The organism is Pseudomonas sp. Tul2A7 (genome assembly GCF_054790505.1).
This window is the reverse complement of record NZ_CP186499.1, coordinates 3,789,479-3,802,651: the sequence shown is the minus strand read 5'-3', so window position 1 is coordinate 3,802,651 and position 13,173 is coordinate 3,789,479. Positions and strand designations below refer to the sequence as shown.

Annotated in this window: 10 protein-coding genes; 3 read left to right on the top strand and 7 right to left on the bottom strand. The window is 60.6% G+C overall.

All coding sequences use genetic code 11. The features are described from left to right. Positions 1–339: 339 nt before the first annotated feature. Positions 340–528 (top strand): hypothetical protein, encoded by a 189-nt coding sequence (locus ACOYXJ_RS17100; RefSeq protein WP_007917473.1) that lies wholly within the window; start codon positions 340–342, stop codon positions 526–528. Positions 529–597: 69 nt separating this feature from the next. On the opposite strand, the gene ACOYXJ_RS17095 is transcribed toward ACOYXJ_RS17100, so the two are convergent. The 7 genes from ACOYXJ_RS17095 to ACOYXJ_RS17065 form a co-directional block, all read right to left on the bottom strand. Beyond that, positions 598–1,140 (bottom strand): DUF2058 domain-containing protein, encoded by a 543-nt coding sequence (locus tag ACOYXJ_RS17095; RefSeq protein ID WP_016987455.1) that lies wholly within the window; start codon positions 1,138–1,140, stop codon positions 598–600. Between the two features lie 25 nt (positions 1,141–1,165). Next, positions 1,166–1,999 carry a nucleoside triphosphate pyrophosphohydrolase gene (gene mazG / locus ACOYXJ_RS17090; protein ID WP_435038483.1) on the bottom strand — a complete coding sequence of 278 codons (834 nt, stop codon included), beginning with the start codon at positions 1,997–1,999 and terminating at the stop codon, positions 1,166–1,168. Positions 2,000–2,147: 148 nt separating this feature from the next. After that, entirely contained in the window at positions 2,148–4,391 is a 2,244-nt protein-coding gene (gene relA, locus ACOYXJ_RS17085) for a GTP diphosphokinase (protein WP_016987453.1), read from the bottom strand. Between the two features lie 101 nt (positions 4,392–4,492). Continuing rightward, the gene (gene rlmD / locus ACOYXJ_RS17080) at positions 4,493–5,869 is read right to left on the bottom strand and encodes a 23S rRNA (uracil(1939)-C(5))-methyltransferase RlmD (protein ID WP_460370611.1); all 1,377 of its coding nucleotides are present in this window, start codon (positions 5,867–5,869) and stop codon (positions 4,493–4,495) included. Then, complete coding sequence (gene cysM / locus ACOYXJ_RS17075; RefSeq protein ID WP_026000780.1) at positions 5,869–6,771, bottom strand: cysteine synthase CysM; 903 nt, start codon at positions 6,769–6,771, stop codon at positions 5,869–5,871. Before cysM ends, rlmD begins: the two co-directional genes overlap by 1 nt. Before the next feature lie 223 nt (positions 6,772–6,994). After that, positions 6,995–8,419 (bottom strand): histidine kinase sensor domain-containing protein, encoded by a 1,425-nt coding sequence (locus tag ACOYXJ_RS17070; RefSeq protein WP_460370609.1) that lies wholly within the window; start codon positions 8,417–8,419, stop codon positions 6,995–6,997. After that, positions 8,406–9,128, bottom strand: coding sequence for a response regulator transcription factor (locus ACOYXJ_RS17065; protein WP_460370606.1), 723 nt, complete (start codon positions 9,126–9,128; stop codon positions 8,406–8,408). The genes ACOYXJ_RS17070 and ACOYXJ_RS17065 overlap by 14 nt, the downstream gene beginning before the upstream one ends. Before the next feature lie 219 nt (positions 9,129–9,347). Between ACOYXJ_RS17065 and ACOYXJ_RS17060 the strand changes: the two genes are divergently transcribed. Then, a complete protein-coding gene (locus tag ACOYXJ_RS17060; RefSeq protein ID WP_460372970.1) occupies positions 9,348–12,101 on the top strand; it encodes a response regulator in 2,754 nt (917 codons plus the stop codon). A gap of 82 nt (positions 12,102–12,183) precedes the next feature. After that, on the top strand, positions 12,184–13,173 hold the full coding sequence (locus ACOYXJ_RS17055; RefSeq protein ID WP_460370604.1) for a 2-hydroxyacid dehydrogenase: 990 nt from the start codon (positions 12,184–12,186) through the stop codon (positions 13,171–13,173).

The window sequence follows — 13,173 nt, the reverse complement described above, 5'->3', positions numbered from 1 at the left end:
CGCTTGAGCCACACATGAAAACGCCCCGACTGGTTCGGGGCGTTTTTTTTCGCCTGCAGAAATTAGCCGGGACACTACCGGTCGGTGTTGTTGATCGTTCCCACGCAGAGCGTGGGAACGATCAAAGGCAGGGATCCAGAGTGTTCTGGAGATGAAACTTCTGTCATGAAACTTACCGCCCTGCGACCGAATGTCGCGGATTACGCGGGCTGTAGCACTGTTGCAAAAAACGCAACAACACCTTGCACAAATCAGCCGTTTACTTAGCAGGCTAACAAATTCTATAAAAGAGTCCTGCACACGCCTTGCTGCAGATAACTTGAGATTTGGAGCTAGCAGATGACTGTAAAAGTAACTGAACGCGACGATTCACACATGTCCCACGAAGGCGTAGCCGCCGGTATCCGCATCTGGGATGTGCATCAACAAGACTTGCTGGTCGGCATGTTCCACAACGAGATCGATGCCCACAACTACAAGGCCGAACTCGAAGTGCAAGAACAGCAGCGGGATCTGAAATCCGCCTGATTCACCACAGCATTGAAAACGACAAACCCCGCCATGAGCGGGGTTTGTCGTTGTTGCAGCTTTATCGATTTACCACATCAGATCATCTGGGATCTGATACGCCGCGTACGGATCGTCCTCGGTGCTGACCTCTTCGGTCTGCACGTTGAGCTGGACGATGCGCTGCGGGTCGCGCTCCTGGATCTTCAGGGCCGCTTCACGCGGGATCACTTCGTAGCCGCCGGCATGGTGGACGATCGCCAGCGAACCGCTGCTGAGCTTGTTGCGCATCAGCGTGTTGACCGAGATGCGCTTGACCTTCTTGTCGTCGACGAAGTTGTAGTAGTCCTCGGTGGTCAGCTTCGGCAGACGCGAGACTTCGATCAACTGCTTGACCTGCGCCGCACGCGCCTTGGCTTCGGCTTTCTCTTTCTGCTGACGGTTCAGCTCCTGGTCGCGTTTGACCTTTTCGGCCATGGCTTCCTGAGCTGCACGTTGCTGCGAGTCATCCAGTTCGATCTGGCCTTTGTGGGCCAGACGTTGCTGCTTCTGCTTGTCCTTGCTGACCTGCTTGGCCTGCTTTTGGTTGACCAGGCCTGCTTTGAGCAACTGGTCGCGAAGGGAAATACTCATGGGACTTACTCACTTGGGCAGTTGCTCAGCCGCAGCCGGGCACATTCTTTTCCTGACGTTTGGCTTCACCCCACAGGGCGTCCAACTCTTCGAGGGTGCAATCTTCTATGGGACGGTGGGTGTCGCGCAATGCCTGTTCGATAAATCGGAAACGTCTTTCGAACTTGCCGTTGGCGCCACGCAGCGCGGTTTCCGGGTCGACCTTCAGATGCCGGGCCAGATTGACCACGGAAAACAGCAGGTCACCGATCTCGTCGGCCACGGCTACGGGATCGTTTTCGGACATGGCTTCGAGGACTTCATCGAGCTCTTCGCGCACTTTGTCGAGCACTGGCAAGGCGTCCGGCCAGTCGAAACCGACTTGCCCTGCGCGTTTCTGCAACTTGGCGGAGCGCGACAAGGCCGGCAGCGTTGCCGGCACATCGTCGAGCAATGACAGTTGCTCGGGCGCAGTTGATTTCTCGGCGCGCTCTTCAGCTTTAATCTCTTCCCAGCGCTGCTTGACCTGTTCTTCGCTCAATCGCGGCACATCCAGCGGCGCGTACAGATCACCGGTGGGAAACACGTGCGGGTGACGACGGATCAGCTTGCGGGTAATGCTGTCGATCACCCCGGCGAATTCGAAGCGCCCTTCTTCCTTGGCCAACTGGCTGTAATACACCACCTGGAACAACAGATCGCCGAGTTCGCCCTGTAGATGATCGAAGTCGCCACGCTCGATGGCGTCGGCCACTTCGTAGGCTTCTTCGAGGGTGTGCGGGACGATGGTCGCGTAGGTTTGCTTGATGTCCCACGGGCAACCGTATTGCGGATCGCGCAGACGGTTCATCAGGTGGAGCAGGTCTTCAAGGCTGTACATACAAAATCTCACTCAACCCTTTCTGCGATCTTGATCGTTCCCACGCTCTGCGTGGGAATGCAGCCCGTGACGCTCCGCGTCACTGGACGCAGAGCGTCCCTAGAGGCATTCCCACGCGGAGCGTGGGAACGATCAATCGAAGTCATCTTCACGGAGTGCGGTTACGCCGCGTTTCGATGATGTTCGGCAACTGCGAAATCCGCCCGAGCAACCGGCCCAGTGCATCCAGCCCCGGGATCTCGATGGTCAGGGACATCAGCGCGGTGTTGTCTTCCTTGTTCGAGCGGGTGTTGACCGCCAGCACGTTGATGCGCTCGTTGAGCAATACCTGCGAGACGTCACGCAGCAGACCGGAACGGTCGTAGGCACGAATGACAATGTCCACCGGGTAGGTGAGCACCGGCACCGGGCCCCAGCTGACCTGGATGATCCGCTCCGGCTCGCGTCCGCCCAGTTGCAGCACCGAGGCGCAGTCCTGACGGTGAATGCTCACGCCACGACCCTGAGTGATATAGCCGACGATCGCATCGCCCGGCAGCGGCTGGCAGCAGCCGGCCATCTGCGTCATCAGGTTGCCGACGCCCTGGATCTGAATATCGCCGCGCTTGCCCGGTTTGTAGCCGGTGGCTTTGCGTGGAATCAGTTCCAGTTGCTCGTTGCCACGTTCCGGCTCGACCAGTTGCTGCGCGAGGTTGACCAGTTGCGCCAGACGCAGATCGCCGGCACCGAGGGCGGCGAACATGTCCTCGGCGGTTTTCATGTTGGCCTTGTCGGCCAGCTTGTCGAAGTCCACCGCTGGCAGACCGAGACGCGTCAGTTCGCGTTCGATCAGGGTTTTACCGGCGGCGACGTTCTGGTCGCGCGCCTGCAATTTGAACCAGTGAACGATCTTCGCTCGCGCCCGCGAGGTGGTGACGTAACCGAGGTTGGAGTTCAGCCAGTCGCGGCTCGGCGTACCGTGCTTGCTGGTGATGATCTCGACCTGCTCACCGGTCTGCAGGCTGTAGTTGAGCGGCACGATGCGCCCGTTGATCTTCGCGCCACGGCAGTTGTGACCGATTTCGGTGTGCACGCGGTAAGCGAAGTCCAGCGGCGTCGCGCCTTTCGGCAAGTCGATGGCGTGACCGTCCGGAGTGAAGATGTAGACCCGATCCGGCTCGATATCGACACGCAGCTGTTCCGCCAGACCACCGATGTCGCCCAGTTCTTCATGCCACTCGAGGACCTGACGCAGCCAGGAGATTTTCTCTTCGTAGTGGTTCGAACCGGATTTGACGTCGGTGCCCTTGTAGCGCCAGTGCGCGCAGACGCCGAGTTCGGCTTCTTCGTGCATCGAGTGCGTACGGATCTGCACCTCGAGTACTTTACCCTCAGGGCCGATTACCGCGGTGTGCAGCGAGCGGTAGCCGTTCTCTTTCGGGTTGGCGATGTAGTCGTCGAATTCTTTCGGGATGTGCCGCCACAAGGTGTGCACGATACCCAGCGCGGTGTAGCAGTCGCGCATTTCCGGGACCAGCACGCGCACCGCACGCACGTCGTAGATCTGGCTGAATTCCAGACCCTTGCGCTGCATTTTGCGCCAGATCGAATAGATGTGTTTGGCCCGGCCGCTGATGTCGGCGTCGACGCCGGTGGCCTGCAATTCGTCCTTGAGCTGGGTCATCACGTCGGCGATGAAACGCTCGCGATCAAGCCGTCGCTCGTGGAGCAACTTGGCGATTTGCTTGTATTGATCCGGCTCGAGATAACGGAAGGACAAGTCCTCCAGTTCCCATTTGATATGACCGATGCCGAGGCGGTGCGCGAGCGGCGCATAAATGTCGAAGACTTCGCGGGCGACGCGGTTACGTTTTTCGTCGTCGGCGGTTTTCACCGCACGAATGGCGCAGGTACGTTCGGCGAGCTTGATCAGCGCGACGCGCACGTCATCGACCATCGCCACGAGCATCTTGCGCAGGTTTTCCACCTGCCCTTGCGTGCCCATCACCATCGACTGACGCGGACTGAGACTGGCACTAATGGCCGCCATGCGCTGCACGCCGTCGATCAGCTTGGCCACCACCGGGCCAAAGCGCTGGCCGATGGCCGCGAGTTCAATCTGGCCTTCGCGCACGCCGCGATACAGGACCGCCGCGACCAGCGAATCCTGATCGAGCTTGAGGTCGGCGAGAATCTCGGCGATTTCCAGGCCCGTACTGAAACTGCCGGAGCCTTCGGCCCACAGATTCTTCTTGGCATTGGACTGTTGTTCGGCCTCGCGAGCGAACTCGCAGGCTTCTTTCAAGGCTTCGCGATCCAGTGCCAGATCGACACTGACCGCGTGATCGAGCCAAGCCTCGAGATTGATACTGCCGTCAGTGTTGATCGGCTGGTGTGCTCTCACCTGTACCATCTTGCTTTACCTTCCCTACGACGCAGATTCAATGCGTCAAATCGCTGATCCTTGTTGCCCGTTTGCGCTCGCGGGGCTGATGCGAGCGCTGCGCGGACAGATCAGACGGATTCAGACGAGCCATCCTGGCTCGCTTCAAATAACGCCATGGCCTCGACATGTGCCGTCTGAGGAAACATATCGAGAATCCCGGCACGTTTTAACCGGTAGCCCTGCTTGATCAATTCGACCGTGTCGCGCGCCAGAGTTGCAGGGTTGCACGACACATACACCAACCGTTTGGCACCCAGGGTCGCCAGCTTGCGAACCACCTCGAAAGCACCGTCACGCGGTGGGTCCAAGAGTACCGCAGAAAAGCCGTTTCCGATCCACTGGGCATCGGTCAAAGGCTGGGATAAATCGGCTTGAAAAAACTTTGTGTTATGCAAATTGTTACTGGCGGCGTTCGCTTCGGCGCGATCGACCATGGTTTGCACACCCTCGACCGCCACCACTTCGCGCACGACTTTAGCCAGCGGCAAGGCGAAGTTGCCCAAGCCGCAGAACAGATCGAGCACGCGCTCGTCGCTGCCGGGTTTCAGCCACTCCAGCGCTTGCGCGACCATCGCTTCGTTGACGCCGGCATTGACCTGAATGAAGTCACCCGGTCGGTACGCCAGATCCAGATCCCACTGCTCCAGGCGATAACCCAGCGACTGGGTCGCATCGACCGGTTGCGGCTCGCCTTCGCCATGCAGCCAAAGTTGCGCTTCATGGAACTGGCAGAAGTCCTTGAGGATCGTCAGATCCGCTTCGGACAACGGCGCCATGTGCCGCAGCAACACCGCCAGTGACGAGCCACTGAACAATTCGACGTGACCCAACGCTTGCGGCTTGCTCAAGCGACGGAGCATCTCCGGCAAACGGGTCATGATCGGTTGCAAGGGCTGTACCAGCACCGGGCATTCGCTGATCGCGACGATGTCCTGACTGCCAGCGGCACGGAAACCGACTTCGAGTTTCTTCGCCTTCATGTCCCAGCGCACAGCGATGCGGGCACGACGGCGATAGCCGAATTCGGGACCGGTCAACGGCGCTGCCCATTCTTGCGGTTCGACACCGGCGACACGCGACAATTGCTCGGCGAGCATGCGCTGTTTCAGGGCAAGCTGTTCGCTGTGGGGCAAATGCTGCACGCTGCAACCGCCGCAACGGCCGGCGTGTTGACACGGTGCCGGGCGACGCAGTTCGCTGGCCTTGAACACGCGCTCGGTGCGCGCTTCGACCACTTTGCCGTGGGCGCCGAGCACCCGCGCTTCGACCTCTTCACCGGCAAGGGCGCCGAGGACGAACCAGGTTTTGCCTTCGAAAAACGCGATACCGCGACCGTCATTGGCCAGGCGCTCGATGTTCAAGCGCTGCTTTTTACCAGTCGGAATTTGCGCGGCCTTGCTGCCGCCGGTGGGCTGGAAGCGCAGGCCTCTCTCGTGCTTGGCCATCAGTTGGGCGCGTCGAAAATGCCGGTCGACAGATAACGGTCGCCACGGTCACAGATGATCGCGACGATCACCGCGTTTTCAACTTCTTTGGACAGGCGCAGCATCGCTGCCACCGCACCGCCCGAGGACACGCCGCAGAAGATGCCTTCTTCGCGGGCCAGACGCCGGGTGACGTCCTCGGCCTCGCTTTGCGCCATGTCGACGATGCGATCAACGCGATCGGCCTGATAAATCTTCGGCAGGTATTCCTGCGGCCAGCGGCGGATACCCGGAATGGCCGAGCCTTCCATCGGCTGGAGACCGACGATCTGCACGCTGTCGCTCTGTTCTTTCAAGTAGCGCGAAACGCCCATGATGGTGCCGGTGGTGCCCATCGAACTGACGAAATGAGTGATGGTGCCCTGGGTCTGACGCCAGATTTCCGGACCGGTGGTGGTGTAGTGGGCTTCAGGATTGTCGCCGTTGGCGAACTGATCGAGCACCTTGCCACGGCCTTCGGCTTCCATACGCTGCGCCAGATCGCGCGCGCCTTCCATGCCTTCTTCCTGGCTGACCAGAATCAGCTCGGCGCCGTACGCGGTCATCGCCGCTTTGCGCTCGGCGCTGGAGTTGTCGGGCATGATCAGGATCATTTTGTAACCCTTGATCGCCGCCGCCATGGCCAGCGCGATCCCGGTGTTACCCGAGGTCGCTTCGATCAGCGTATCGCCGGCGTGGATCTGCCCGCGCAACTCGGCACGGGTGATCATCGACAGCGCCGGACGGTCCTTGACCGAACCCGCCGGGTTATTCCCTTCGAGCTTGAGCAACAGGGTGTTGCTGGTGGCACCGGGCAGGCGCTGCAAACGCACCAGCGGAGTGTTGCCGACGCAATCGGCGATGGTTGGGTACTGCAGGGTCATGGCGTATTCGCAATCCAGACGTGCGGGGGCGCCTATCATACCGGCAAACCCGCGCAGGCCATATCACGCAAAGTGCGGTGCTTATGGTTTATGGGAATAAGGGATTGAAAGTCGCACCAGTGGTGCGACTTTTGTGGGGAGCCATTTTCATTGGTGGTGATGCGCTGAGACTCTTCGCGAGCAGGCTCGCTCCCACAGGGAGTAGTGTCATTCGCAGAGTTGATCACACAACCTGCGGCGAACCGAGATCCAATGTGGGAGCGAGCCTGCTCGCGAAAGCGTCAGACGGCGCAACACAATCATCCGCCAGCAACCGTAAATTCAGCCGCAATCCCGCCCCGCCATTCTCCGCCCAAATACTCCCACCCTGACGCTGCACGGCATTGCGCGCGATGCTCAGCCCCAAGCCAAATCCACCGTCTCCGGGCCGCGAGCCGTCGAGTCGGGTGAACGGCGAAAAGATCCGTTCCAGATCCCCTTCCGCTACGCCGCCACCCTGATCTTCCAGCCACAGGTGCCAGAAATCGCCATCGCGCCGTCCATCAAGACGCACAATCCCGCCCTCGGGCGAATGCCGAATGGCGTTGCGCAAAATGTTCTCCAGTGCCTGCGCCAGGGTATTCAAGTTGCCACGCACCCAGCACGACGCCTCGACCGAACACTGCAATTGCAGACTCGGCCAGCCGCTTTCATAACAGGCATTGTCGGTGAGCATTTCCCACAGGGCCTCAACCTGGATCGCCTCTTCGGGAAGTGGCGAGCGGTCAGTGTCGAGCCAGGCCAGCTGCAGGGTTTCCTCGACCAGTCGCTGCATACCGTCGACTTCGCGACCAATGCGCTCGCGCAGTTGCGGCAGGCCTTGTTCACTTTCGCTGGCCACGCGCAAGCGACTCAGCGGCGTGCGCAATTCATGGGACAAGTCGCGGAGCAACTGCTGTTGCAGGGCAACCGTGGATTGCAGGCGCTCGGACATCGAGTCGAACGCCCGCGCCAGCTCACCCAGTTCATCCGGGCGCTGGGTAATCCCGCTCGACAGCCGCACATTCAATTGATCGGCGCGCCAGGCGTTGGCCTGTTCGCGCAGGTTGTTCAGTGGCACGACCAACAAACGGTACAGACCGACGCAGAGCAATAACGTGAACAGCCCGGGAATCACGCCGTTGGTGATGACGCGCCAGAACACCCGGTACTTGCCCGGAACAAATCGTTCGGGCAACTCGATCACCAGGCTGCCCGCAGACGGCTCTTTGGGGAAAGGAATGCGCAACCACGGCCGGCCTTTCTTGTGAATCGGCCAGTCGAGGCCGCGCAAGAAGGTCAGGTGCTGGATTTCCTGCTCATTGAGCGGATCACTGCTCAGCGACTGCAGGTTGCCGCCAATGACGCCAACCCAACTGGCCTCGCGCAACTCCATGCTTTGCAGCCAGTCATCGACACCGCTGCGCCCGCCGTGTTGCCACGCCTGTTCCGCCTGCGCGGCATAACGGCTGAGGGTGCCGCGCGCTTCATCAGAGAGGAACTGGTTGCGCTCCTCCATGTAACGGCCCCATGACCAGCTCAACCAGATCATCAGCAGACAAAATGCGACCAGTAGAAACGCCAGTTTCCAGAACAGCGAATGCCGCCCCGGTAGTTCAGAGCGTTTCATCGGCGCCGCTCAAAACGTAACCCTTGCCCCACACGGTGCGCACTTCACGCTCGGTGTAACCGATGGCTTTGAGTTTGCGGCGGATCTGGCTGATGTGCATGTCGAGGCTGCGATCGTGGGCCGCGTAGCCGCGCTGCAAAACGTGCTGATAAAGGAAGGCTTTGCTCAGCACTTCCTCGTCATTGCGATTGAGGGTTTCCAGCAAACGAAATTCGCTGCGGGTCAGCCCGGCGGCTTGCTCGCGGAAAAACACATCGCATTGTTCATCGTCAAAACGCAGCGTGCCGGCCGCCACTGGCGCCGCCAGCGATGCCGGGCGCCGATCCAGCGCAACCCGGCGCAGGATCGCTTCGATGCGCACATGCAACTCGGCCATGCTGAACGGCTTGGGTAAATAATCGTCAGCACCGAGACGGAAACCGCTGATGCGATCCGCCTCGGCGCCGAGGGCCGACATCAGCAGCACCGGCGTCGAATGGCTCTGGCGCAATTGCGTCAACACCTGCAAACCGTCCAGGCCCGGCAAGAGAATATCCATCAGCACCACGTCGAACGGCTGGCGCGTGGCGATGCTCAGGCCTTCCTGGCCATTCTGGCACCAGGTCACCTGAAAGCCGCTGCGGCCCAGATGTTCGTGAACATAGGCGCCGAGAACCGGATCGTCTTCGATGGAAAGAATGCGTGGCTGGCCAGCGGAAACAGGAGTCATGAGTATCTGCAAGTAATTCTCAGTTGAGAGCGATTATTCAAGATTGTCGGACAGCGGGCAACTCAAGGTTGACCCACCTGACCAACGAGCACCCGCGCCCTGCCCCATCGCGACAGCATTTTTCCGAAGATTGCCTGCGAGCAAATCGCTACACTGCGCCCATGTCGCGTGCCGGATGCACGCATGAGTCAACAGATCAGCGGGATGCAGGAGATAGGCGTGCTCAAGAAACTGGGAATCAAAGGTCGCGTGTTGCTGCTGACCTTGTTGCCGACCAGCCTGATGGCGCTGGTGCTGGGTGGTTATTTCACCTGGACGCAGCAGTCCGACTTGCAGAGCCAATTGATGCAGCGCGGCGAAATGATTGCCGAGCAGCTGGCACCGCTAGTGGCCCCCGCCATGGGGCACGGCAACAACGATCTGCTGGAACGCATCGCCACTCAGTCCCTTGAACAACCGGACGTGCGCGCGGTGACCTTCCTCGCCCCGGACCGCTCACCGCTGGCCCACGCCGGCCCGACCATGCTCAATCAGGCGCCGAGCGGCGACAGCGCGCATTTGCAACGGCGCAGCGGCAATGACGCGACGCGTTACCTGATGCCTGTCTTCGGCAAGCATCGCAACCTCGCTGGCGAACTGATCCCGCAAGAATCCGACCGTTTGCTCGGCTGGGTCGAACTGGAGCTGTCGCACAACGGCATGTTGCTGCGCGGTTATCGCAGTCTGTTTGCCAGTCTGCTGCTGATTGCCGCCGGTCTGGCGGGCGCGGCGCTGCTGGCCTTGCGCATGGGCCGCACCATCAACCGTCCGCTGAGCCAGATCAAACAAGCCGTCGCGCAGCTCAAGGACGGTCATCTGGAAACGCGCTTGCCGCCGCTCGGCAGTCAGGAGCTGGACGAACTGGCTTCCGGCATCAACCGCATGGCCGGTACCCTGCAAAACGCTCGCGAAGAACTGCAGCACAGTGTCGATCAGGCCACCGAAGACGTCCGGCAGAACCTGGAAACCATCGAAATCCAGAACATCGAACTGGATCTGGCGCGCAAAGAGGCGCTGGAGGCCAGCCGGATCAAATCCGAATTTCTCGCCAACATGAGCCACGAGATCCGCACGCCACTCAACGGCATTCTCGGCTTCACCCATCTGTTGCAAAAAAGCGAACTGACCCCGCGCCAGCTCGACTATCTGGGCACCATCGAAAAATCCGCCGACAGCCTGCTGGGGATCATCAACGAGATCCTCGACTTCTCGAAAATCGAGGCCGGCAAACTGGTGCTCGACCATATTCCGTTCAACCTGCGCGATCTGTTGCAGGACACCCTGACCATCCTCGCCCCCGCCGCGCACGCCAAGCAGCTGGAACTGGTCAGTCTGGTCTATCGCGACACGCCGCTGTCGCTGGTCGGTGACCCGCTGCGTCTGAAGCAGATCCTCACCAATCTGGTCAGCAACGCCATCAAGTTCACCCGCGAAGGCACCATCGTCGCCAGAGCGATGCTGGAAGAAGAACACGAAGACAGTGTGCAACTGCGTATCAGCATTCAGGACACTGGCATTGGCTTGTCCACTCAGGACGTGCGTGCCCTGTTCCAGGCATTCAGTCAGGCGGACAACTCGCTGTCGCGCCAGCCGGGTGGCACCGGTCTGGGGCTGGTGATTTCCAAACGCCTGATCGAACAGATGGGCGGTGAAATCGGCGTCGACAGCACGCCGGGCGAAGGCTCGGAGTTCTGGATCAGCCTGAGCCTGCCCAAGACCCGTGACGATGCCGAAGACTTGCCCTCAGCGCCGCTGCTCGGACGCCGGGTGGCAGTTCTGGAAAACCATGAACTGGCGCGTCAGGCCTTGCAGCATCAATTGGAAGACTGCGGCCTCATCGTCACGCCGTTCAATACCCTGGAAAGCCTGACCAATGGCGTTACTGGCGCGCATCAGACCGATCAGGCGATTGATCTGGCGGTGATCGGCATCACCAGCAACGACATGCTGCCCGAGCGCTTGAATCAGCACATCTGGGACCTCGAACACCTCGGCTGCAAAGTGCTGGTGCTGTGCCCGACCACCGAACAGACGCTGTTTCATCTATCGGTGCCCAACCCGCACAGTCAACTGCAAGCCAAACCGGCCTGTACGCGCAAATTGCGTCGGGCGTTATCCGATCTGGCCAATCCCCGCCAACCGCGCAACGAGCCGGGCGAACCGTTGTCGAGTCGCGCGCCGAAAGTGCTGTGCGTCGACGACAACCCGGCCAACCTGCTGCTGGTGCAGACCCTGCTCGAAGACATGGGTGCCAAGGTTCTCGCAGTGGAAAGTGGCTACGCGGCGGTCAAAGCGGTGCAGAACGAATCCTTCGATCTGGTGCTGATGGACGTACAGATGCCGGGCATGGACGGTCGCCAGAGCACCGAAACCATTCGCCAATGGGAAAGCGAGCGACACTGCACGCCGCTGCCGATTGTCGCCCTCACCGCCCACGCCATGGCCAACGAAAAACGCGCGCTGCTGCAAAGCGGCATGGACGACTATCTGACCAAACCGATCAGCGAGCGGCAACTGGCGCAGGTGGTGCTGAAATGGACCGGTCTGGCCTTGCGCAATCAAGGGCCGGAGCGCATCAGAGACAGTGCGGCGGGCAACAATGAACTGCCGGTGCTCGATCACGAGGAAGGTTTGCGTCTGGCCGCCGGCAAGGCTGATCTCGCTGCGGACATGCTGGCCATGCTGCTCGCCTCACTGGAAGCCGACCGCGAAGCCATCCGTACGGCGTGCGAAAACCGCGACCAGAACGCCTTGATCGAGCGCGTCCATCGCCTCCACGGTGCCACCCGTTATTGCGGCGTACCGCAATTGCGCGCGGCCTGTCAGCGCAGCGAAACCCTGCTCAAGCAGGGCGACCCGAAGGCCGTGGCAGCGCTGGAAGAACTGGAGCGGGCGATCAACCGGCTCGCGGCGCAAGCGAAGATCAGCGCCTGATCCACGGCAATACCGGCCAACACCGGCAGCGCTAAAGTGGGGTCAGGTGATTCAATCCGTGTCGATGTTCCAGGAGGATTTCATGCGCACGCTCGTTTTCAGTAGCCAGACCTATGACCGCGACAGCTTCCTCGCCGCCGATTGCCCGGCGGGTATCGAGTTGCACTTTCAACCGGCCCGGCTCAGTCTCGATACGGCGGCGCTGGCCGATCAACATGAAGTGGTCTGTGCGTTTATCAACGACGACCTCAGTGCACCGGTGCTGGAGCGCCTGGCTGCCGGTGGCACGCGCCTGATTGCGCTGCGCTCGGCGGGTTACAACCATGTCGACCTGGCTGCGGCGAAACGCCTGGGACTGGCCGTGGTGCGAGTACCGGCCTACTCGCCACATGCGGTGGCCGAACACGCCGTGGCGCTGATCCTCGCGCTCAACCGTCGCCTGCACCGCGCCTATAACCGCACCCGTGAAGGCGATTTCAGCCTGCACGGTCTGACCGGTTTCGATCTGGTCGGCAAAACCGTCGGTATTGTCGGCACCGGGCAGATCGGCGCGACCTTCGCGAAAATCATGCATGGCTTCGGTTGTGAGCTGCTCGCCTACGACCCCTTTCCCAACCCGGATGTTCTGGCATTGGGTGCGCGCTATCTGAGCCTGCCGGAACTGCTCGCGCAGTCGCGGATCATCAGCCTGCACTGCCCGCTCAACGAGCAGAGCAAACACCTGATCAACCGCGATTCACTGGCGCACATGCAGGCGGGCGCCATGCTGATCAATACCGGTCGCGGCGGCCTGGTCGACACGCCGGCATTGATTGACGCCTTGAAGGACGGCCAGCTCGGTTATCTGGGCCTGGATGTCTATGAAGAAGAGGCGCAGCTGTTTTTCGAGGATCGCTCCGACCTGCCCTTGCAGGACGATGTGCTGGCGCGGTTGCTGACTTTTCCGAACGTGATCATCACCGCGCATCAGGCCTTTTTGACGCGTGAAGCATTGGGCGCAATTGCCGCGACGACCTTGCACAACATCGCGACCTGGGCGGCGGGAACGCCACAGAACCAGGTCGAGGGCTGA

Bases quoted from the DNA above. Each gene is read 5' to 3' on its own strand.
- ACOYXJ_RS17095 (WP_016987455.1), bottom strand. From the start codon at position 1,140: ATGAGTATTTCCCTTCGCGACCAGTTGCTCAAAGCAGGCCTGGTCAAC.
- ACOYXJ_RS17055 (WP_460370604.1), top strand. From the start codon at position 12,184: ATGCGCACGCTCGTTTTCAGTAGCCAGACCTATGACCGCGACAGCTTC.
- mazG (WP_435038483.1), bottom strand. From the start codon at position 1,999: ATGTACAGCCTTGAAGACCTGCTCCACCTGATGAACCGTCTGCGCGAT.
- ACOYXJ_RS17065 (WP_460370606.1), bottom strand. From the start codon at position 9,128: ATGACTCCTGTTTCCGCTGGCCAGCCACGCATTCTTTCCATCGAAGAC.
- rlmD (WP_460370611.1), bottom strand. From the start codon at position 5,869: ATGGCCAAGCACGAGAGAGGCCTGCGCTTCCAGCCCACCGGCGGCAGC.
- ACOYXJ_RS17100 (WP_007917473.1), top strand. From the start codon at position 340: ATGACTGTAAAAGTAACTGAACGCGACGATTCACACATGTCCCACGAA.
- relA (WP_016987453.1), bottom strand. From the start codon at position 4,391: ATGGTACAGGTGAGAGCACACCAGCCGATCAACACTGACGGCAGTATC.
- ACOYXJ_RS17070 (WP_460370609.1), bottom strand. From the start codon at position 8,419: ATGAAACGCTCTGAACTACCGGGGCGGCATTCGCTGTTCTGGAAACTG.
- cysM (WP_026000780.1), bottom strand. From the start codon at position 6,771: ATGACCCTGCAGTACCCAACCATCGCCGATTGCGTCGGCAACACTCCG.